This is a genomic window from Paraplanobispora siamensis (genome assembly GCF_016863175.1).
GTDB classification, from domain to species: Bacteria; Actinomycetota; Actinomycetes; order Streptosporangiales; family Streptosporangiaceae; genus Planobispora; species Planobispora siamensis.
Genome location: NZ_BOOJ01000029.1, coordinates 171,301 through 192,581, shown reverse-complemented (window position 1 = coordinate 192,581; position 21,281 = coordinate 171,301). Strand labels below are relative to the sequence as shown.

Sequence of the window (21,281 nt, the reverse complement as noted above, 5' to 3'; positions counted from 1 at the left end):
TAGCCACGCCGTCGGCCGCCGTTGAGGTATGAGGCAGCGAGTGGCGTCCCAGGTCGGCCATGGACCGAGCGCAATCTGACGGGAGTCACGATCATGCGACCTGGAGACCCGTTTTGCACTCAGCCCCCGCTCTCGTCGAGCATGCCCCCGTGAAGCCCACGCCGGAGCGGGCGCTCTTCCCCGGAGGGACGGCCCCCGCCACGCGGACGCTGCTCGACGTCTTCGACGAGACCGTCCGGCGCTATCCGGGCGCCACCGCCCTGGACGACGGGCGGACCCGCCTGGACTATCTCGGCCTGCGCGCCGAGGCCGAGCGGCTCGCCGGCGAACTGCGGCAGGCGGGCATCGGCCGCGGCGACCGGGTCGGGGTGCGGGTGCCCTCGGGCACGAACGGCCTGTACGTCGCCATCCTGGCCGTGCTCACCGCGGGCGCGGCCTACGTCCCGGTGGACGCCGACGACCCCGAGGAGCGGGCGGAGCTGGTCTTCTCCGAGGCGCGGGTCGCCGCGGTCATCACCGAGGGCGAGAAGATCGTCGTCCACGACCCGTGGAGCCGGCGGGCGGCCGCGGCCGAGCGGCCGGGCCCGGACGACGACGCGTGGATCATCTTCACCTCCGGCTCGACCGGCAGGCCCAAGGGCGTGGCGGTCAGCCACCGCAGCGCGGCGGCGTTCGTGGACGCCGAGGCGGGGCTGTTCCTGCGGCAGGAGCCCGTCGGCTCCGGCGACCGGGTGCTGGCCGGTCTCTCGGTGGCCTTCGACGCCTCCTGCGAGGAGATGTGGCTGGCCTGGCGGCACGGGGCCTGCCTGGTCGCCGCGCCCCGCGCGCTGGTGCGCACCGGCATGGACCTCGGGCCGTGGCTGGTCGAGATGGGCATCACGATCGTGTCGACGGTGCCGACGCTGGCGGCCCTGTGGCCGGCCGAGACCCTGGACGACGTCCGGCTGCTGATCTTCGGCGGCGAGGCCTGCCCGCCGGAGCTGGCCGAGCGGCTGGCCGTACCCGGACGCGAGGTGTGGAACACCTACGGCCCCACCGAGGCGACGGTGGTGGCCTGCGCGGCGCCGCTGACCGGGCAGGGGCCGGTCAGGATCGGGCTGCCGCTGGACGGATGGGACCTGGCCGTCGTGGGCGCGGACGGCGAGCCGGTCGCCATGGGCGAGACCGGCGAGCTGGTCATCGGCGGGGTGGGCCTGGCCCGCTATCTCGACCCCGACAAGGACGCCGAGAAGTACGCCCCGCTGGAGTCCCTCGGCTGGGAGCGGGCCTACCGCAGCGGCGACGTCGTCAGGGCCGAGCCCGAGGGGCTGCTCTTCTGCGGCCGGGCCGACGAGCAGGTCAAGGTCGGCGGGCGCCGGATCGAGCTGGGCGAGGTGGACGCCGCCCTGCAGGCGCTGCCCGGGGTGTCCGGCGCGGCCGCCGCGGTCCGCACGACCGGCGGCGGGCACCAGCTGCTCGTCGGGTACGTCGTGGCGGGCGAGGACTTCGACCAGCGGGAGGCCGGGGAACGGCTGCGCGAGGCGCTGCCCGCCGCGCTGGTGCCGCGGATCGCGCTGGTGGACGACCTGCCGACCCGCACCTCCGGCAAGATCGACCGGGACGCCCTGCCGTGGCCGCTGCCCGGCTCCGCCGTTCAGGAGACCGGCCCGGACACCGCCGCCGACGCCGACCCGTGGGTGGTGGAGCGCTGGCGCGACGTCCTCGGCGTCACCGCGGGCGACTTCTTCGCCGAGGGCGGGACCAGCCTGGCCGCGGCCCGGCTGGTGGCGGCGCTGCGTGAGCGCTATCCGGCGGTGACCGTCGGCGACGTCTATGACAACCCGACGCTGGGCGAGCTCGCCGCCCGTCTGGGCGCGCCGCAGGCCCCGCAGACCGCGGGCGAGGAGCGCGCCGTCGCGCCGATGCCGCGCCGGGCCGCGATCGTCCAGGCCGCGCTCACCGTGCCGCTGCTGACCGTGGGCGCGCTGCGCTGGGTGGTCGGCCTGGCCGCGTTCGGCAACCTCTCCGGCGTGCCGTGGGCGCCGACCGCGCCGTGGTGGCAGATCGCGCTGGGCGCCGTACTGTTCGTCACCCCCGCCGGGCGGATCGCCCTGGCCGCGGCCGGGGCCCGCTCGCTGCTGCGCGGCCTGCGTCCGGGCGCCCATCCCCGGGGCGGGGCGGTGCATCTGAGGCTGTGGTTCGCCGAGCGGCTGGCCGAGCGGCTGGGCGTGGCCGAGATCTCCAGCGCCCCCTGGCTCACCCACTACGCCCGCGCGCTGGGCGCCCAGGTCGGGGCCGACGCGGACCTGCACTCCGCGCCGCCGATCACCGGCATGCTCAGACTGGGCAGGAACGCCGCGGTCGAGCCCGAGGTCGACCTGAGCGGCTACTGGGTCGACGGTGACGTGGTGCACGTCGGCGAGATCAGGATCGGCGCGGGCGCCACGGTCGGCGCCCGCTCCACGCTCCTGCCCGGCGCGCGCGTCGGCAAGAACGCCCAGATCCTGCCGGGCTCCGCGGTGGCCGGCGCGGTGCCCTCCGGGCAGCGCTGGGCGGGGGTGCCGGCCGTGCGGACCGGCAAGGCGCGCCAGTTCGCGGACCGTCCCGCGCGCTCCCGCCGCTGGGCGGCCGTCTACGGGGCCTCCGCGCTGGCGCTCGGGCTGCTGCCGCTGGCCGCCGCCGTCCCCGGCCTGCTGCTGCTGGCGCGCGGCACCACCCTCGCAGAGGTCCTGTACGCCGTGCCGCTGGCCACCGTGACCTCCATGGCGGCCTTCGCGCTGACCGTCCTGGTGGCGGTGCGGCTTCTGGCGATCGGGCTGAGCGCCGGGCTGCACCCGGTGCACGGCCGCCAGGCCTGGCAGGCCTGGGCCACCGGCCGCCTGATGGCCATGGCGCGCAGCTGGCTCTTCCCGCTGTACGCGAGCATGGCCACCCCCGTGTGGCTGCGCGCCCTGGGCATGAAGATCGGCCGGGACGCCGAGCTGTCCACGGTGCTGGCGCTGCCGTCGATGACCTCGGTCGGCGACGGCGCCTTCCTGGCCGACGACACGATGGTCGCCCCGTACGAGCTGGAGGGCGGGTTCTTCCGGGTGGGCCGGGTGCGGATCGGCAAGCGCGCCTTCCTCGGCAACTCCGGGATGACCGCGCCCGGCCGCAAGGTCCCCAAGGACGGGCTGGTCGCGGTGCTGTCGGCCGCGCCGAAGAAGGCCAGGGCGGGATCGTCCTACCTCGGCATGCCCCCGGTCGAGCTGCGCCGTACCGCCGGGGAGACCGACCGCAGCCGCACCTACGACCCGTCCCTGCGCCTGAAGGCCGCCCGCGCCGCGGTGGAGCTGTGCAGGCTCGTTCCGGCGATGGGCACGGTCGCACTGGCCGTGCTCGTGGTCGCGGCCCTGCAGTGGATCACCTCGATGTACGGCTTCGCGGCCGCGGCCCTGTCGGCCGGGATCGTGGCGGCGGGCGCGGGCGTGCTCGCCGCGGCGGTCACCACGATCGCCAAGTGGGTGCTCGTCGGGCGGATCTCGGCCGGCGACCGGCCGCTGTGGAGCCCGTTCGTGTGGCGCAACGAGCTGGCCGACAACTTCGTGGAGGTGCTGGCCGCGCCGTGGTTCGCCCGGCCGTGGCTGGGGACGGCCCCGTTCAACGCCTGGCTGCGCTCGATGGGCGCGCGGATCGGCCGGGGCGTGTGGTGCGAGACCTACTGGCTGCCGGAGATCGACCTGGTCTCCCTGGGCGACGGCGTGTCGGTCAACCGGGGATGCGTTCTGCAGACCCACCTGTTCCATGACCGGGTCATGAGCATCGATACTGTCGTCCTGCGGAACGGCGCGACGCTCGGCCCGCACGGGGTGATCCTGCCCGCGGCGGCGATCGGCGAGAACACCACGGTCGGCCCGGCGTCCCTGGTGATGCGCGGCGAGTCCGTGCCCCGGGGAACGCGCTGGTTCGGCAACCCGATCGCAGCATGGACGGCGCGTACCCAAAGGACGTGAGTCAGGTTCAGAGCACCACCACCCACCGGCCCTACTTTCCGGCGCACGGCGACGGCGGCTACCGGGTCGGGCACTACGACCTCTCCCTGGACTACCGGATCACCTCCAACCGGCTGAGCGGCATCGCCCGGTTGTCGGCGACCGCCTCCCGGCCGCTGGAGCGCCTCTCCCTGGACCTGGGCGCCTTCCGGGTGAGCGCGGTGCTGGTCGACGGCCGCGCGGTGCGCTTCACCCACCGCGCGGGCAAGCTCCACCTCACGCCCAAGCGACCGGGTCCCGGGCCGGGGCCGTTCACGGTCGAGGTCCACTACTCGGGCGCGCCCCGGCCGGTATCCAGCCACTGGGGGGAGCTCGGCTGGGAGCAGCTCGACGACGGCGTGATCGTGGCCAGCCAGCCGATCGGGGCCCCCTCGTGGTTCCCCTGCAACGACCGGCCGGACGACAAGGCCTCCTACCGGCTGGAGGTCATCGCCCCCTCGGCGTACACGGTGGTCGCCAACGGGGAGCTGGTGGAGAAACGGCGCGCGGCCTCGGCCGTCCGGTGGGTGTACGAGCAGGCCGAGCCCATGGCGACCTACCTGGCGAGCGTGCAGATCGGCCGCTACCAGCAGACGGGGCTCGGGCCCCGGATGCACCTGTTCCACCCCTCCAGGCTCGGCGCCCGCATGCGCAACGACTTCGGGCGCCAGGACCAGATGATGGCCCTGTTCACCGAGCGGTTCGGCCCCTACCCGTTCGCCTCGTACACCGTCGTGGTGACCGAGGACGAGCTGGAGATCCCGGTCGAGGCGCAGGGCATGTCGATCTTCGGCTCGAACCACGTGGACGGCGCGCGGGGCGAGGAACGACTGGTCGCCCACGAGCTGGCGCACCAGTGGTTCGGCAACAGCCTGACGGCGGCCGACTGGCGGGACATCTGGCTGCACGAGGGGTTCGCCACCTACGCGGAGTGGATGTGGTCGGAGGTCTCCGGCGGCCCGTCGACCGCCGCCCACGCCTCCCTCTGGCACCACCGGCTGTCGGCCCTCCCCCAGGACCTGGTGCTCGCCGACCCCGGCGCGCGCAACCTGTTCGACGACCGGGTCTACAAGCGCGGCGCCCTCGCGCTGCACGCCCTGCGCGCCTACCTCGGTGACCTGGCGTTCTTCTCGCTGCTGCGGACGTGGGCGACCGAGAACAGGCACGGGTCCGTCACCACGGAGATGTTCCTCGACCTCGCCCGGCAGTACGACCCGCGCTCGCCCGAGTCGTTCTTCGCGGCCTGGCTGTACGGCTCCCGCCTGCCTCCGCTGCCCTGACCCCTGACAGAAGGGCAAGATTGGTCGGATGACTGCTATAACGGTCTTCGACCAACGGAGGTAGCGCATGCGCGTGGCGTTGCACACTCGGATCAGGCCGGGCAGGGAGCGGGAGTACGAGCAGGCCCATCGGGAGGTCCCCGCCGAGCTGGTGGAGGCGATCCGGCGGGCCGGCGCGCACGAGTGGACGATCTGGCGCAGCGGCCCGGAGCTGTTCCACCTCATCGAGTGCGACGACTACGAGGCGCTGCTGGCCGCCCTGGCCGACCTGCCGGTCAACATCGCCTGGCAGGCCCGGATGGGCGAGCTGCTGCAGGTCGCGCACGACTACTCCGGCGAGGGCGGCGCCAAGACCCTCCCGGTGGTGTGGCGGCTCCCCTGACGGCACCCGCTGACGGTGCCCCCTGACGGCGCCCGCCGACGGCGCCCGCTGACGACGCCTTCCGCACCGGGCGGGCCGCTATCGTGGGGCGGTGCCCGCCGCCCTCCGATCCCGCCTGCCCGCCGCGCTGGCGGCCGTCCTGACCATAGCCGCCGGGCTGACCCTGCGCGCGACCGTCGGCGGCTGGTTCGGCAAGTACGGCGGCGACGCCCTGTACACCGTGCTCATCTACACGCTGATCGTGTTCGTACGGCCCCGCGTCGCGTCGGCCGGGGCCGCGGCCGGAGCGCTGGCGTTCAGCTGGGCGGTGGAGTTCGCCCAGCTCACACCGGTGCCCGCCGCGCTGTCGGAGGCGAGCCCGCTGGCCAGGCTGGTGCTCGGCAGCACCTTCGGCGCGCCCGATCTGGTCGCCTACGCCGCCGGCGCCGCCCTGGCCGCGGCCGTCCACGCCCTGCTGCGGCGCGGGCAGCACCAACAGACCAGCCGGCACCAGCAGATCAGACAGAACTGACAAATCAGACAGCACCGGCAGACCGGATAACCTGCACCATGCCCGAAGGACACACCATCCACCGCCTGGCCGCCGAGCACCGGCGGCTGTTCGCCGGCCGTACCCTCCGCGCCGAGAGCCCCCAGGGCAGGTTCGCCGCCGGGGCCGGGCGGATCGACGGCCGGGTGCTGCGCGAGGCCGACGCGCACGGCAAGCACCTGCTGCTCGGCTTCGACGACGATCGCTGGCTCCACGTCCACCTGGGCATCTACGGCAAGTACACCTTCGCCCCCACTCCGGCGCCCGCCCCCGTCGGCGAGGTCCGGCTGCGCCTGACCGGCGACGGGCACTACGCCGACCTGCGCGGCCCCAACACCTGCGAGCTGCTGGAGCCCGACGAGGTCAAGACCCTGCACGCCCGCCTCGGCCCCGACCCGCTGCGCGCCGACGCCGACCCCGATCTCGCCTGGCGGCGGATCTCCCGCAGCCGCACCTCCGTCGCCGCCCTGCTGATGGACCAGTCGGTGGTGGCGGGGGTGGGCAACATCTACCGGGCCGAGGTGCTGTTCCGGCAGGGCGTCGCACCGGCCACGCCGGGCCGGGAGCTGACCCGCGAGCAGTGGGAGGCGATCTGGGCCGACCTGGTGGTCCTCATGCGGGACGGCGTGCGGGTGGGCAGGATCGACACGGTACGGCCCGAGCACACGCCCGAGGCGATGGGCCGCCCGCCCCGGGTGGACGACCACGGCGGCGAGGTCTACGTCTACCGCCGCTCGGGCATGCCGTGCCTGGTGTGCGAGAACGAGGTGCGCACCGAGGCGCTCGTCGGCCGCAACCTCTTCTGGTGTCCCGGCTGCCAGGTCCCGGCCCCGGGCGGACGGATCTGACGCGGTCACGGGATCGCCGAGGCACCGGGCCCGCGCTCACAGCAGCCGCAGGACCGCCTCGACGGACTCCGCGCGGGCGGGCAGGAGCGGCAGCCGTACCGCCGGGGTGGGGATGCGGCCCTGAGCGTGCAGCACGCCCTTGAGCACGGTCGGGTTGGGCTCGGCGAACAGCGCCGCCGACATGACCGACAGGCGGTGGCCGAGCGCGCGGGCGCGGACGACGTCTCCGGCCCGCCAGGCCCCGGCCAGCTCGGTGAAGCGGGCGGTGCGCAGGTGGGCGGAGGCGACGATGCCGCCGGGGGCGCCCAGGGCGAGCATCGCGGAGAGGAACGGATCGTCCCCGGCGAGGATCGCGAAGTCCGCGGGCGGGTCGGCCAGCAGGGCGACGGTGTCGGCGTCGACGCCGCCCACCGCGTGCTTGACCCCGGCGACCATGGGCAGCTCGCCGATCCTGCGCATCGTGGCGGCGCCCACGGACTGACCGGTCCGGTAGGGGATGTTGTAGACGACCAGCGGCACCGGGCTCCGCTCGGCCAGCGCGGTGAAGTGGGCCAGGACCCCGGCCTCGGACGGGCGGACGAACGACGGCACGGTGACCAGCGCGGCGTCGGCCTCGCCCTCCAGGGCGCGCAGCGCCTCGATCGAAGCGCGCGTGCCAGCCGATCCGGCCCCGACGGTCAGCGTCGCCCCGTGCTCCCGGCAGGCCCGGCCGCAGATCTCGACGACCGCGCGGCGCTCCTTCTCCGTGAGGGTGACGACCTCGGCGGTGGTGCCGAGTGCGACCAGCCCGGCCGCTCCGTCGTCGAGTACGGCGTGCGCCAGGGCTTCCAGCGCTTCGGTGGCGATCTCGCCGGTCTCGGCGAAGGGAGTGATCATGGGAACGTGGACACCGGAGAGGTTCATGCCTCCGAGCCTGGCGGCCTCCGACCCTGCAGGTCCAGTTCGCGTTCCTGCCGAAAACGTTAAGCTGATCTGATGCTCGACGTTCGACGCCTCCGCCTCCTGCGCGAACTCTCCCGCCGGGGCACGATCGCCGCGGTGGCCGAGGCCCTGACGTTCACCCCGTCGGCGGTCTCCCAGCAGCTGGCCGCCCTGGAGCGGGAGGCCGGGGTGGCGCTGCTGGAGCGCACCGGCCGCCGGGTGGCGCTGACCCCGGCGGGGATCGCGCTGGTCGGGCATGCCGAGGCCGTGCTCGAACGCCTGGAGCAGGCCGCGGCGGAGCTGGCCGCCGCCCGGACCGGGCTGACCGGCACCTTGCGGATCGGCGCCTTCCCCACGGCCACCCGCGTCCTGCTGCCCCCGGCCCTGGCAGCCCTGGCCGGGGAGCATCCGGCGCTGGAGCCGATGGTCGAGGAGCTCGACCCCGCCGAGGTCGCCCCCCGCCTGCGCACCGGCGACCTGGACGTGGCCCTGGTCCACGAGTACGACTTCGTCCCCGCCGCCCCCGACCTCGCCCTGGACACCCTCCCCCTCCTCGACGAACCCATGTATCTCGCCACCCCCGCATCCGCAGGCGGGGTCGGGGACGCGCTCGCGGGTTGCCGGGACGAGCCGTGGATCCTGTCCACGCCGGGCACGCTCTGCCATGCGATGACCGTGCGGGCCTGTCAGGCCGCCGGGTTCGCCCCCAGGGTCCGCCATCACGTCGACGACTTCGGCACGGTCCTGGCGATGGTCGCGGTGGGCCAGGGGGTGGCGCTGGTGCCGGAGTTCGGCGCGGCCGACCCGCCCGGCGGCGTCCGGCTCACCCCGTTGCCCATGCGCCGCCGTACCCTCGTCGCCTTCCGCCGCGGAGCCGCCGGCCACCCCGCGATCGCCGCGTTCACCGCCGCCCTGCGGGCCTGCTCCCCCGTGACCGCGCCGCGGGCGTGACAGGCCCGCGCCACCGGCGCAGCAGGGCCCCGGCTCCCAGGGCGGCGCCCGCCGCGGTGAGGGTCCCGGTGAGGGTCGCGGCGGCGGTCCAGCGGCGCTGGCGGGCCATGCGGCGCTCGACGTCGGCGTACGGGACCGTGCTGAAGGAGATCAGCTCGTAGCGCGAGACGTAGCGTCCCGGCAGGGCGCGTTCCAGCGCGTGCTCGGCGCGCTTGCGGGCCAGGAAGGCGCGGGAGGCGACCTTGTCGCGCATCTCGACGAAGTTGTCCAGGGCCAGGCGGGCGATCGTGTCGGCGTTGACCTTGCGGCGGCTCTCGTACAGCGCCAGCGCCGCGGCGTAGTCGTCGCCGGTCTCCGCCAGGCAGCGGTCCAGCTCGACGCAGTCCTCGAAGCCGCAGTTGGCGCCCTGGCCGTAGAACGGGACGATCGCGTGGGCCGCGTCGCCGATGAGCCCGACCATGGCGGCCCTGCCGCGGACCGTCCAGGGCGCGCACCGGACGGTGACCAGGTGGCCGATCGGGTTGAGGGCGTAGTCGGCCGCCAGGTCCGGGATGAGCGCGCGGGCGTCGGGATAGTGCTCGGCGAAGTGCGCCGTGACCTTCTCCGGGGTGTCCAGCGCGGTGAGCTGCCGATGCGGCCAGAACAGCGTGCAGGTGAAGGAGCGGTCCGGGTTGGGCAGGGCGATCATCATGGACCGGCCGCGCGGCCAGATGTGCAGCGCGCCCGGGTCCAGGGCGAAGTCCCCGCCCCTGGCCGGGATGGTGAGCTCCTTGTATCCGTAGTCCAGGTACTCCTGGTGCAGGTCGAATCCGGGCCGGGTCTGCAACTGGGCCCGTACCGCGCTGCCCGCACCGTCCGCGCCGAGGATCACCGGTGAGACGGCGGTGACCGTCCCGCCGTGGGTGGCGAACTCCATCGCGCCGGTGTCGGGGTCGAGGGCGCTCAGCCGGTGCCGGAAGCGCAGCCGCGTCCCCGGCAGGGCGTCCACCGCCTCCAGCAGCGTGCGGTTCAGCGCGGAGCGGCTGATGGAGTTGATCGCCCGGCGGCCGTCGGCGCTGTAGGGCTGGAAACTGAGGGTGCCGTCGGCGGCGTGCATCATCCGGCCGGGCATCGGCAGCGCGGCCTTGAGCACGGTCTCGTCCAGGCCGACCCGGCGCAGCGCGTCCAGGCCCCGCTCCGAGATCGCCAGATTGATCGACCGGCCCCGCTCCGCCCCCGCCTCACGCGGGTCGGGCCGCCGCTCGTAGAGCGTCACCGCGTGCCCCCGGCGGGCAAGGAAGCAGGCGGTCAGGCAGCCGACCAGGCCGGCGCCGACGACGGCCACCTCGGCGGGGGCCGTCTCGGCGGGGGCGCCGGGGGGAACGTCCGCGGCGCCGGTGCCGGGGGGAGTGCTCTCGGCGGACCTCTCGGGGGGAGCGTCCACTCTGCCACCTCACATGAGTGTGCGTGCCGTCCAGAGCTCGGGGAAGATCTCGCGTCGCATGCTCCGCTCCAGCCAGCTCAGCCCGCTGGATCCACCAGAGCCGGGCTTGCCGCCCATCGAGCGGCGCACCGCCATCAGGTGCCGGTAGCGCCAGTCGGAGAACTGCTCGGCCAGGTCGGTGAGCGCCTCGGCCAGCGGCGCGAGCGGCCCGCCGTACACCTGCACCCAGACCGCCTCCACCCGGGGATCGGGCTGGTACTCGGCCGAGAAGTCCCGTTCGAGGACCTCCCGGGGCACCGCGTGCCCGGCGCGGGCCAGGAAGGCCAGCACCGAGTCGTACAGGCTCGGCCGGGACAGCGCCTCCACCAGTTCGGCGTAGGCCTCGGCGTTGCGGCGGTGCGGGCGGATGAGCGCCTCGGACTTGTTGCCGAGCAGGAACTCCACGTGGCGGTAGGAGGCCGACTGGAAGCCCGACGCCTCGCCCAGCGCGTCGCGGAACTGGTTGAACTGCGCGGGGGTCAGCCAGCTCAGTGACGCCCACGCGGCGTTGAGGGCCTCGAAGTGCCGGACCGTGCGCTTGATCGTCGTGATCGCGGCGGTGGCGTCGTCATCGTCGAGCTGCCCCTGGGCCAGGCGCCACTCCGACTTCAGCAGGCCGAAGTAGAGCTCCATCACCTGGGTGGTGACCAGGAACGCGAGCTCCTCCGGGCTGTCGGTGACGGTGTGCTGGAGCCGGTGCAGGGTGGCCGTGCCCACGTAGTCGTCGTACGGCGTGGCGGAGTCGAATCCGAGGGTGGGCAGGCCCTGGTTGGCCCTGGCCCGTTCGGCCCGCTCCCGTTCGGTGCGCTGCCGGATATTGCTCACTTGCCTCTCCTTTGTCCCCTTCCATAGTGGTCCTAATTGACTCATGCGGAAATAATGCAACAAAGGTGATTTTGCTGATGACCTTGAGTTCGTTAAGCCCCGGGCCCTCACCGGTTACGGAATGACGGAGTGTGACGATGGACGCGATGGACTGGGCACTGCTCGCCGAACTGCAGGCCGACGCGCGCCTGTCCTACAGCGAACTGTCCCGGCGGGTGCACCTGTCGGCCCCGGCGGTGGCCGAGCGGGTGCGGCGGCTGGAGGAGTCCGGGGTGATCGTCGGCTACCACGCGCGGGTGGACCCGGCGCTGGCCGGGCGCGGCGTGGCGGCGCTGATCAGGATGTCGTGCTACGGCCCGCGCTGCGTGCTCCGCGACGAGCAGGCGCTGGCCTGGCCGGAGATCCTGGAGGTGCACCGGGTCACCGGGGAGACGTGCTGCCTGCTACGGGTGGCGGCGGCGTCGATGACCGCGTTCGAGGAGCTGATCGACAGGCTGGCGCCGTACGGGCACCCGTCGAGCATGATGGTGCTGTCCAGCCCCGTGCCGTGGCGTCCGCTCACCGCCGCCGAGCACGGTCACCACGGCGACCGGCACGGCCGTTAGAGACGGCGGCCGTCGCAGTCGTCAGGACGGCGGCCGTCACAGCCGGTACTCGGCGACGGCCCCGGCCGTCGCGCGCCAGATCGGTGAGGCGGGGTCGATGACGTCGAAGTGGCTACCGGACATTTCCAGATATGTCACCTCGTCTCCGGCTGCCTGGGCGGCGCGCGCGTACCGGCGGCCCAGGTCGACCAGGTCGAGGTCGTCCCCGCCGCCCTGGACGATGAGCTGGCGCACCTTCAGCGGGAGGCGCTCCATCGGGCTGGAGCGGGCGTAGACGGCCGGCACCTCGGCGGCCGATCCCCCCAGGGCGGCCGCGACCGCGCCCGCGCTCAGGTGCCTGCGCTCGCCCTCGACCAGGTCGAGCACCCCGGCCAGGGAGACGGCCAGGGAGACCCGCTGGTCGTCGGCCGCGGCGCGCAGGGCGAGCTGGCCGCCGGCCGAGTGGCCGATCACGATGACGGGACCCCGCGCGTCGTCCGCGGCCAGGGCGACCCCCGCCGCCACGTCCTCGGTCGTCGCGGCCCACCCGTGCAGGTCGGGCCGGCGGTACTCCACGTTCCAGGACGCGAAGCCGCGCTCGGCCAGATCGATGCAGAGGGCGTCGGTCAGGTCGGCGGCCCAGACCGACCGCCAGTATCCGCCGTGCAGCACGACCGCCGTCGGGACCGCCCCGGCGGCCGCGTCCCCGTCCGTCCGCGGGGTCCGCGCCGGGGCCGCCTCCGCCCACCCGATCTCCGCCCGCCCGATCTCCGCCCGCCCGATCTCCGCCCGCCCGGCCTCCGGCGGGAGCCGTACCTCCGCCCACTGGTCGGGGTGCGGGCCGTAGGCGACCCGGCGGGCGGGCCGGCGCAGCCGGTGCACGGCGTGGCGGATCGCCCAGGCCAGTCCCCACACTCCCCGGCCGTGCAGGTGGGCGGGGCGCGGGGCCGTACCGCCCTCCCCGGGGTCGTACGCTCCCGCGGCCGGGTCGATCCTGCCGAGGTCCAGCCAGACGACCCGGGGATGGGCCGGGATGAGGGCCCGGGCCTCGGGGCTGGGCCCCGGCAGGACGACCAGGACCTCGGGCGAGGCCAGCGCCTCGCGCAGCGCGGACACCCCGGAGACGGACGAGACCGTCCCGCGCACGCCCAGAGCGGTGAACTCCCGGTCGGCGACCTCCATGAGCAGCCGGAGGTCGGCTACCAGCCCGGGACCGGCGATGACGCGGATGGAAGGGACGGATGGGGTCATCCGCCCATTGTCACTCACCCCGCCGAGGTCACGAATAAGACCCGTTCGCCTCGCGCGTTCCCTGCCGTCCCTATCCCCGCGCGCCCTGCCGTCCCTCACGCCCGTGGCGTGTAAGCCTGCACGAGGAGCTTCTCGGCGTCGCCGAGATAGACCTCCAGTGCCCGCCCGGCCTCCTCGACGCGGCCGGACTCCAGCAGCTCCAGCAGCTCGCGGTTGCGCGGCACGAACGGCTCGTGGAAGGCGCGGGGGTTGTCCATCACGTGGAAGACCAGGCGCAGCTCGGCCAGGAGCTGGCGCATGGTCTCGTCCAGGCGGGAGCTGCCGTTGAGCGCGGCCAGGTTCTGGTGGAAGCGGATGTTGGCGGTGCCCACGTCCTGCCAGCGGTCCTCCCGCGCGGCCCGCTCCGCCTCGGCGACGGCGTCCCGGATCGCGGCGAACGCGGCGGATGAGGCGTCGCGGCTGTGCCGTACGGCGGCGCCCTCGATCACCCGGCGCACCCGGTAGAGGTCGGCCACGTCCTCGGCCGACAGCACGCGCACGAACACCCCGCGGTTGAGCCGGTGCTCCAGCAGGCGCTCGTGGCCCAGCAGCCGGAAGGCCTCGCGCAGGGTGTTGCGGGAGACGCCGAGAGCCGCGCCGATGGCCTCCTCCGACAGGCGCTGCCCCGGGGTGAAGAACCCTTCGGCGATCCGGTCGCGCAGGATGTCGGCGACCCGCTCGGCGGTGCTGCTGCGGCCGAGACGGTCGCGGTCGTGCTCGAGTTCGGCGACGGCGTTGTCCACTACTTCACAAAATCATCGAACATGACCCTTGTCGAATTGTTCAACGATCCTTATGTTGAAGTGCAGTCACCCATGTAAGGAGCGAATGCGATGGCAGGCTCCCAGACCAGGCGGGTCATCGTGGCCGGCCTGATCGGCACCTCACTGGAGTGGTACGACTTCTTCCTGTACGGCGCGGCCGCCGCCCTGGTCTTCAACAAGCTCTTCTTCCCCACCTTCGAACCGCTGACCGGGACGCTGCTGGCGTTCCTGACCTACGCCGTCGGGTTCGTCGCCAGGCCGCTGGGCGGCATCGTGGCCGGCCACTTCGGCGACCGCGTCGGCCGTAAGAACGTGCTGGTGGCGACCCTGCTGCTGATGGGGATGTCGACCTTCCTCATCGGCCTGGTGCCCGGCTACGCCACGATCGGCGTCGCCGCGCCGCTGCTGCTGGTGACCCTGCGCTTCGTGCAGGGTCTGGGCCTGGGCGGCGAGTGGGGCGGGGCCGTCCTGATGTCCATCGAGCACGGCAGCCCGCAGCGACGCGGGTTCAACGCGAGCTGGCCGCAGGTCGGCGTGCCCGCGGGCAACCTGCTGGCGGCCGGGGTGCTCGGGGTGATGTCCGCGGCGCTGCCCGAGGAGGCGTTCCTGAGCTGGGGCTGGCGGGTGCCGTTCCTGCTGTCGGGCCTGCTGGTGGTCGTCGGCCTGTGGATCCGGCTGCGGATCGTGGAGTCCCCGCTGTTCACCGAGGTCGAGCAGAGCGGCAGGAAGGCGAAGATGCCGCTGGTGGAGGTGCTGCGCACGCACCCGCGCGAGCTGGGCTCGGCCTTCCTGGCGCGCATCGGCGTGGACGTCGCCTTCTACACCTTCGTCACCTACAGCCTCTCCTACGTCAGCGACACCCTCGGACTGGACCGGAGCGTGGCGCTGAACGCGGTGCTGGTCGGCTCGGCGGTGCAGCTCTTCCTCATCCCGATGTTCGGCGCACTGTCGGACCGGGTGGGGCGGCGACCGGTCTACCTGGGCGGAGCGATCGCCGCGGCGGTCTGGGTGTTCGCCTTCTTCCCGCTGCTGGAGACGGGCTCCTTCCCGATGATCGCGCTGGCCATGATCGTGGCGCTGACCTGCCACGCCGCGATGTACGGCCCGCAGGCGGCGTTCATCGCCGAGCTGTTCAGCACCCGGCTGCGCTACAGCGGCGCCTCGATGGGCTACCAGGTGGCCGGGATCTTCGGCGGGGCGCTCGCACCGATCATCGCCCTGCAGCTGTTCGAGACGTTCGGCACCGCTCTGGCCGTCTCCTTGTACGTGGTGGCGGCGCTGGCGGTCACCGCGGTCGGGCTGGCGCTGGCCCCCCGGATCCGGGAGGCGGAGCTCACGGGCGGGCGGGAGACGCCGGCGGGGGCCGTTCCCCGCGAGACCTGAGTCCCGTCGCGGGAAAAGGGGCCGCGGGCAGCGGGGACGGCCGTTCCCCGTCACCCGCGGCCTGATCCGTATCCCTCAATAGCTACAGACCGGAAAGATCCCTAGCACTGTGACTTCCGAGGCGTTAGCGTCTCCGCATGCGCGATGTTGATTTCTCCGGCAAGAGACTCGGACTGAGGGAAGTGACGATCGCCGACGTCGACGCGTTGCACGCCGTCTACGGAGACCCGGCGGCCACCGAGCATCTGCCGTTCGACCCGCGCACCCGCGAGGAGGTCGTGGACATCGTCGCCGAGGCGGTCACGGCCGCCGGAGCCGAGCCCCGGCGGCTCTACGTCCTGGCGGTGACCGACCGGGAGAGCGGCGAGGTGGTCGGCGTCGCCCGGCTGCACATCGAGGCCGACCATCCGCACAGCGCGGAGATCGGTCTCGGCCTGCGTCCCGACCACTGGGGGCGGGGCATCGGCACCGACCTGATCCGGCTGCTGCTGGTCTTCGGCTTCAAGCACCTGCGCCTGCACCGCATCTGGGGCGCCCGCTCCCCCGCCAACACCGCCGCCCAGCTGGCGATGCTCGTCGCCGGCATGGTCGAGGAGGGCAGGATCCGTCATCACGTGCGCGCCCACGGCGCCTGGCGTGACTCCGTCGTCCACTCCGCCCTGGAGGACGAGTGGGAGGGCGACCGGGACGTCTGAGCCCGCACGGAAGTGATCGATGGGGACCGTGTTCGTCGACGTGTCAGCGTGTTGTGACGGAATTGCTGCCATTTCTGACCACGAAGCGGGCGAAATAGCCCTAGAGTTCGCGCGTGTGAGTGAGAGTTCCAGCCTCCCCGTGCGCGGGCGCGCCGTCCGGCCCTCGGGTCGGCACCGCAGGCCCGTGCCCTCCCAGCTCCCGCCCGAGGCGCCCGCCCTGGTGCTGGCCGCACCCGGCGACGCGTCGGGCGTCGCCGCCAAGCTCGCGGCCATGGTGCGCGTGGACAACCCGCAGATAGAGGTCTGCCTGGCCGGCCTCGGCGAGGACGCCAAGGAGCTGACCTCGGCGCTGGAAGCCGCCGCCCGCGCCAGGCCCGCGGACGGCGCGGCCGCCATCGTGGTGCCGCTGCTGACCGGCCCGCACCCCGTCGCCGACCGGCTCATCGCCAAGGCGGTCGCGGAGAGCGGGGTGAACGTGACGGTCACCGCCTCACTCGGCCCGCACCCGCTGCTGGCGGAGGCTCTGCACATCCGGCTGGCGGACAAGGGCCTGGCCCGGGCCGACCGGATGCGGCTGCTCAACATCTCCAGCCCGGTGGACGCGGTCATCCTGGCCACGACCGGCGGCGAGAGCGCCGCGGTCGAGGCCCAGCCGACCGCCGTGCTGCTGGCCTCGCGCCTGACCCTGCCCGTCCTGGTCGCCTCCCTGGACGGCGCGCCCGCCGTCGCCGACGCCGCCCGGCGGCTGCGCGACATCGGCGCCCAGCGGATCGCCCTGTCCCCCTGCCTGATCGGCCCCGAGGCCGACCCGGCGCTGGCGGCCTCGGTGGCCGCGGAGATCGGCGCCGAGTGCGCCGACCCGCTCGGCGCGCACGGGCTCATCGCCGACCTGGCGGCCCGCGCCTACGGAAGCGTGCTGGCCGAGGACTGAAAGACATCCGCACGTGGACGGGCCGGTGCCGGCACCGGCCCGGTCCGCCGGCCGCCGGGTCGGCGCATCGCTCCGGCGGCCGTTCAGCCCGCCGGCCGCCGGGTCAGCGGGCCGCTCCGACGGCCCGGTAGAGCTCCATCGTGCGCTCGGCGATCCGCGCCCAGGAGAAGTGCTCCACGGCCCGGACCCGCCCGGCCCTGCCCATCTCGGCGGCCAGCGCCGGGTCGGCCAGCAGCCGGTTGACCCGCTCGGCGATGTCGGCGGCGAAGCGGTCCGGGTCGTCCGGGGTGCCGTCGGAGGCGCTCTGGGCGATGGGGACCAGCAGGCCGGTCTCGCCGTCGGCCACGACCTCGGGGATGCCGCCGGTGGCGGTGGCCACCACGGCGGTCTCGCAGGCCATGGCCTCCAGGTTCACGATGCCCATCGGCTCGTAGACCGAGGGGCAGACGAACACGGTGGCGTGGGTGAGGATCTGGATCACCTCGGGGCGCGGGAGCATCTCCGAGATCCAGATGACGCCGTCCCGGTCCAGGCCCCGTACCAGCGAGGTCACCTCCTCGGCGATCTCGGGCGTGTCGGGCGCGCCGGCGCAGAGCACGAGCTGGGCCTCGGGCAGGAAGTCCCGCGCGGCGTGCAGGAGGTGGACCAGCCCCTTCTGGCGGGTGATCCGGCCGACGAAGACGACGTACGGCCTGCGCTCGTCGATGCCGTGCTTCTTCAGCACGTCGGTGCCGCGGTCGGGGGCGTACTCCTGCGTGTCGATGCCGTTGTGGATCACCGAGACCCGCTCGGCGGGGATCTCCGGATAGCAGGCGAGCACGTCGCGCCGCATCCCCTCGGACACCGCGATGATCGCGTCCGCGCCCGCCAGGGCGGTCCGCTCGGCCCACGACGAGAGCGTGTACCCGCCGCCCAGCTGCTCGGCCTTCCACGGCCGCAGCGGCTCCAGGCTGTGCGTGGTGACCACGTGCGGCGTGCCGTACAGCATCTTGGCCACGTGCCCGGCGAAATTGGCGTACCAGGTGTGGCTGTGCACCAGGTCGGCGCCCTCGCACCCGGCGGCCATCTCCAGATCCACGCCGAGCACCTGGAGCGCGGCGTTGGCCGTCTCCAGCCCGCCCGGCACCCGGTAGGCCTCGACTCCGGGCTCCGTCCGCGGCGCTCCGAAGCAGCGGACGCGGGCGTCGGCCAGCCGTCTCAGCTCCGCGGCGAGGTACTCGACATGCACCCCCGCTCCACCGTAGACCTCGGGCGGATATTCACGGCTCAGCAGATCGACGCGCATGTGCGCAGCTTAGTGTTTCAGGGGTCTCCGGCGTGTTTCAGGGCTCTCCGGCGGGTTAAGGTCCTGGCATGAGAGTCCTCGCGATCGTGCTCGCCGGTGGTGAAGGTAAGCGGCTGATGCCGCTGACGGCGGACCGGGCGAAACCCGCAGTACCGTTCGGGGGGATCTACCGGCTGATCGACTTCGTCCTGTCGAATCTCGCCAACGGTCACTACCTGAAGATCGTCGTGCTGACGCAGTACAAGAACCACAGCCTCGACCGGCACATCTCCAGCACCTGGAGACTGTCGGCGATGCTGGGCAACTACGTCACACCCGTGCCCGCGCAGCAGCGGCTGGGGCCGCACTGGTTCTCCGGATCGGCCGACGCGCTGTTCCAGAACCTGAACCTGGTCTACGACGAGATGCCCGAGCACGTCATCGTGTTCGGCGCCGACCACATCTACCGGATGGACCCCCGGCAGATGGTGGAGCAGCACATCGACTCCGGCGCGGAGGTGACGGTGGCGGCCATCCGGCAGCCGCTGTCGCTGGCCGACCAGTTCGGCGTGATCGAGACCGACCCGGCCGGCCGGCGGATCGTGGCCTTCCGGGAGAAGCCCAAGGACGCCGTGGGCCTGCCGGACGCGCCCGACCAGGTCTACGCCTCGATGGGCAACTACGTCTTCAAGACCCAGGCGATGATCGACGCGCTCCGCGAGGACGCGCTCGACCCCACCAGCAAGCACGACCTCGGCGGGAACATCATCCCGATGATGGTCAAGGCGGGCAGCGCGGAGGTCTACGACTTCGCCGACAACGTCGTGCCCGGCTCCACCGAGCGCGACCGGGGCTACTGGCGCGATGTGGGGACCCTGGACGCCTACTACGAGGCCCACATGGACCTCATCTCGGCGCACCCGGTCTTCAACCTCTACAACGACCGCTGGCCGATCTACACCGGCCACCCCCCGCTCCCCCCGGCCAAGTTCGTGCACAACACCGGCGACCGGGTCGGCCGCGCGGTCGACTCGCTGGTCTCCCCCGGCGTGATCGTCTCCGGCGGCCTCGCCGAGCGGTCCATCCTGTCCCCCGGCGTGGTGCTGCACTCCCACTCCGTGGTCGAGGACTCGGTGCTGATGGACTCGGTGAAGGTCGGCCGCGGCGCGATCGTCCGCAAGGCCATCATCGACAAGAACGTGGTCATCCCGGACGGCGCCCGCATCGGCTTCGACCTCGAACACGACCGCAGCCGCTTCGCCGTGACCAAGGGCGGCATCGTGGTCATCGGCAAGAACGAGGTCATCGACCGCTAGGGACCCCGAAGGCTTCAGCGGGTACGGCGCCGCACACCGCCCCGGCGGGGATCGATGGGCGAGCATCGATCCCCGCCGGGGCGGTGTCAGTCCTCCCAGGCCGGGGAGAAGCGCGCCTTCCAGCCGCCGGGCAGTTTCTCGGTGCGCCAGTCGGCGGCGTACCGCGGCGGTTTCGCGCCCCGGTAGACCAGCAGCAGCCGCTCCCCGGACTCCAGGGCCCGCCGTACCGTGGCGGGCGGGCGGCGGTGGAAGCCGCGGGCGAGCCCACGCGAGCGGCAGCCCAGCATGTAGCCGATCTGGACGCCCGACTGGCCGTAGACCATGCACGGTCCCCGCACGCCCATGCGGCGCAGCTCGTCGGCGGCCAGGCGCACCCGTTCGCGGTCCTCGTAGACGTTCGCGGACATCTGGTACGCGTAGCCGCCCTGCAGGACGAGATGGGCCAGCAGGCCCCCGGCCACGAACACCGTCGCCGCGCGCCGCAGCGGCGGACGGCCGCGCCCCGGCAGAGCGATCATGCCTGCGGCGACCGGGAGGGCGAGCAGCGCGTAGGCCGGGGTGAGGAAGCGCGGGGCCGCGTAGGCCACGTAGAACAGGTACGGCGCCGCGATCGCCCCCGCGGTCACCGCGGCCAGCAGCAGCGGGCCGCGGCCGGGCCGGTCGTGCCGGGCCGTCCACAGGCCGACCGCCGCCATCAGCGGGATCGCCAGCCACCAGGTCAGCGCCAGCGGGGAGACGTCCCCGCAGTCGGTGCCCCACCGGCACAGCGACGGGCCGTCCAGCGCGCGGGCGTGCTCGACGACGGAGAAGGTCAGGCCCGTCAGGTTGGCCTCCTCGGCGCCCTGCATCCGCGCCGCGACACCGCCGTACCTGAGCTCCGCCTCGATCAGCCACTCTCCCCAGCCGACGGCCAGCCCGGCGAGCACGGCGGCCGCCCGCAGGCGGAGCGGGCGGGACAGCAGCGCCGCGACCACCAGCGGCGCCGCGATGACCAGCGCGTCCGAGGGCCGGAACAGCGACACGGCGGCCATCGTCCCGGTCAGGCCCGCGAGCACCGCCCGGTCCCGGCCGGGCAGGCACATCAGGCCGGTTGCGGCCACGGCGCCGAGCGCCACGTACAGGTTGGGCATGGCCTCGTTGGCGTAGAACAACGACACCCAGCAGCCCGCGAACAGCAGCGCGGCCAGCGGGGCCATGTACCCGGGGCGCACGCGGGTCCAGACGTAGAAGGCGCCGAACAGCGCGGCCGAGGAGACCGCGGTGAGATAGAGGCGCAGGACGATCACCGAGTCGGTCAGCGCGGTCACCGGCGCGACCAGCAGGGGGACGCCCTGGGCGCGGGGCGCGCTGAAGTCGGCCGGCGGGGCGTGCCCGGCGAACTGACTGGCGTAGATCGCCTCGTCCCAGCCGATCCCCATGCGGGCGGAGACGATCGTCAGCTGGGCCACCGCGTACAGCGCGGCGACCAGCCCGAGCAGAGTGGCCGGGCGGACGAGCGGGCGCCGCGTCCGCACCGGGGCGGGAGTCACCCGGGGAAGGGTGCTCGTCATCGGAGCTCACCTGGGCCGTGGCCTCGCACGGCCGTGGCGGAGATCGTCATGTCCGTTGCTCCTCGTGGTCACTGCGGAACGTCCACCGCGACGCCTCGCCGTACGGCGGGGCTACGGGGAGAGCGGCGGGAAGGCGATACCCGGCCGACCACTCCATACGCGCTGCCCATGTCAAGATTCGGGAAACCGACGAGGCGCCCACCTGCGAAAACGCCGAGGCCCGGCTCCTGGTGTCCCCAGGAACCGGGCCTCGGCGGCATCCGGGCCGTCGGAGGGTACGGCTCGCGTGTCCTTAGGAGGCGTATCCCCTCATGCGG

Annotated in this window: 18 protein-coding genes; 11 read left to right on the top strand and 7 right to left on the bottom strand. The window is 73.5% G+C overall.

Annotated elements, in window-relative coordinates; translation table 11 throughout:
• Positions 1–149: 149 nt before the first annotated feature.
• From Psi01_RS17140 to Psi01_RS17120, 5 genes are all read left to right on the top strand, one after another.
• Positions 150–3,971, top strand: coding sequence for a Pls/PosA family non-ribosomal peptide synthetase (locus tag Psi01_RS17140; RefSeq protein WP_239127782.1), 3,822 nt, complete (start codon positions 150–152; stop codon positions 3,969–3,971).
• A complete protein-coding gene (locus Psi01_RS17135) occupies positions 3,968–5,269 on the top strand; it encodes a M1 family metallopeptidase (protein WP_239127781.1) in 1,302 nt (433 codons plus the stop codon). The genes Psi01_RS17140 and Psi01_RS17135 overlap by 4 nt, the downstream gene beginning before the upstream one ends.
• A 67-nt stretch (positions 5,270–5,336) precedes the next feature.
• Positions 5,337–5,651 (top strand): L-rhamnose mutarotase, encoded by a 315-nt coding sequence (locus tag Psi01_RS17130; protein ID WP_204065016.1) that lies wholly within the window; start codon positions 5,337–5,339, stop codon positions 5,649–5,651.
• Positions 5,652–5,742: 91 nt separating this feature from the next.
• Positions 5,743–6,162: a ribosomal maturation YjgA family protein gene (locus tag Psi01_RS17125; protein WP_204065015.1), complete on the top strand. Its 420-nt coding sequence runs from the start codon at positions 5,743–5,745 to the stop codon at positions 6,160–6,162.
• 38 nt (positions 6,163–6,200) lie between these two features.
• Complete coding sequence (locus Psi01_RS17120) at positions 6,201–7,028, top strand: Fpg/Nei family DNA glycosylase (protein WP_204065014.1); 828 nt, start codon at positions 6,201–6,203, stop codon at positions 7,026–7,028.
• A 36-nt stretch (positions 7,029–7,064) separates the two neighbouring features.
• Here the strand turns inward: Psi01_RS17120 and Psi01_RS17115 are convergent, their stop codons facing one another.
• Positions 7,065–7,931, bottom strand: a complete 867-nt coding sequence (locus Psi01_RS17115) for a dihydrodipicolinate synthase family protein (protein ID WP_204065013.1) — start codon at positions 7,929–7,931, stop codon at positions 7,065–7,067.
• A gap of 72 nt (positions 7,932–8,003) precedes the next feature.
• Between Psi01_RS17115 and Psi01_RS17110 the strand changes: the two genes are divergently transcribed.
• Entirely contained in the window at positions 8,004–8,900 is an 897-nt protein-coding gene (locus Psi01_RS17110; protein WP_204065012.1) for a LysR family transcriptional regulator, read from the top strand.
• On the opposite strand, the gene Psi01_RS17105 is transcribed toward Psi01_RS17110, so the two are convergent.
• The gene (locus Psi01_RS17105) at positions 8,851–10,323 is read right to left on the bottom strand and encodes an FAD-dependent oxidoreductase (RefSeq protein WP_204065011.1); all 1,473 of its coding nucleotides are present in this window, start codon (positions 10,321–10,323) and stop codon (positions 8,851–8,853) included. The two genes, Psi01_RS17110 and Psi01_RS17105, sit on opposite strands and share 50 nt — an antisense overlap.
• 9 nt (positions 10,324–10,332) lie before the next feature.
• A complete protein-coding gene (locus tag Psi01_RS17100) occupies positions 10,333–11,187 on the bottom strand; it encodes a tryptophan 2,3-dioxygenase (RefSeq protein WP_239127780.1) in 855 nt (284 codons plus the stop codon).
• 137 nt (positions 11,188–11,324) lie between these two features.
• Between Psi01_RS17100 and Psi01_RS17095 the strand changes: the two genes are divergently transcribed.
• Complete coding sequence (locus Psi01_RS17095; protein ID WP_204065009.1) at positions 11,325–11,792, top strand: Lrp/AsnC family transcriptional regulator; 468 nt, start codon at positions 11,325–11,327, stop codon at positions 11,790–11,792.
• A 36-nt stretch (positions 11,793–11,828) separates the two neighbouring features.
• Here the strand turns inward: Psi01_RS17095 and Psi01_RS17090 are convergent, their stop codons facing one another.
• Positions 11,829–13,022 carry an alpha/beta hydrolase gene (locus Psi01_RS17090; RefSeq protein WP_204065008.1) on the bottom strand — a complete coding sequence of 398 codons (1,194 nt, stop codon included), beginning with the start codon at positions 13,020–13,022 and terminating at the stop codon, positions 11,829–11,831.
• 95 nt (positions 13,023–13,117) lie between these two features.
• Entirely contained in the window at positions 13,118–13,804 is a 687-nt protein-coding gene (locus Psi01_RS17085) for a GntR family transcriptional regulator (RefSeq protein WP_204065007.1), read from the bottom strand.
• A 90-nt stretch (positions 13,805–13,894) separates the two neighbouring features.
• Between Psi01_RS17085 and Psi01_RS17080 the strand changes: the two genes are divergently transcribed.
• The 3 genes from Psi01_RS17080 to Psi01_RS17070 all read left to right on the top strand — a co-directional run bounded on the left by Psi01_RS17080 (position 13,895) and on the right by Psi01_RS17070 (position 16,834).
• Positions 13,895–15,208: an MFS transporter gene (locus Psi01_RS17080; RefSeq protein ID WP_204065006.1), complete on the top strand. Its 1,314-nt coding sequence runs from the start codon at positions 13,895–13,897 to the stop codon at positions 15,206–15,208.
• A gap of 137 nt (positions 15,209–15,345) precedes the next feature.
• Entirely contained in the window at positions 15,346–15,903 is a 558-nt protein-coding gene (locus Psi01_RS17075; protein WP_204065005.1) for a GNAT family N-acetyltransferase, read from the top strand.
• Between the two features lie 115 nt (positions 15,904–16,018).
• Positions 16,019–16,834 (top strand): sirohydrochlorin chelatase, encoded by an 816-nt coding sequence (locus tag Psi01_RS17070; RefSeq protein ID WP_239127779.1) that lies wholly within the window; start codon positions 16,019–16,021, stop codon positions 16,832–16,834.
• A 103-nt stretch (positions 16,835–16,937) separates the two neighbouring features.
• On the opposite strand, the gene glgA is transcribed toward Psi01_RS17070, so the two are convergent.
• Positions 16,938–18,119, bottom strand: coding sequence for a glycogen synthase (glgA, locus tag Psi01_RS17065; protein WP_204065004.1), 1,182 nt, complete (start codon positions 18,117–18,119; stop codon positions 16,938–16,940).
• Between the two features lie 68 nt (positions 18,120–18,187).
• On the opposite strand from glgA, the gene glgC reads away from it, so the two are divergent.
• A complete protein-coding gene (gene glgC / locus Psi01_RS17060) occupies positions 18,188–19,414 on the top strand; it encodes a glucose-1-phosphate adenylyltransferase (RefSeq protein ID WP_204065003.1) in 1,227 nt (408 codons plus the stop codon).
• A gap of 86 nt (positions 19,415–19,500) precedes the next feature.
• Here glgC and Psi01_RS17055 read toward each other — a convergent pair whose 3' ends face one another.
• Entirely contained in the window at positions 19,501–20,964 is a 1,464-nt protein-coding gene (locus Psi01_RS17055) for a hypothetical protein (RefSeq protein WP_204065002.1), read from the bottom strand.
• Between the last annotated feature and the right edge of the window lie 317 nt (positions 20,965–21,281).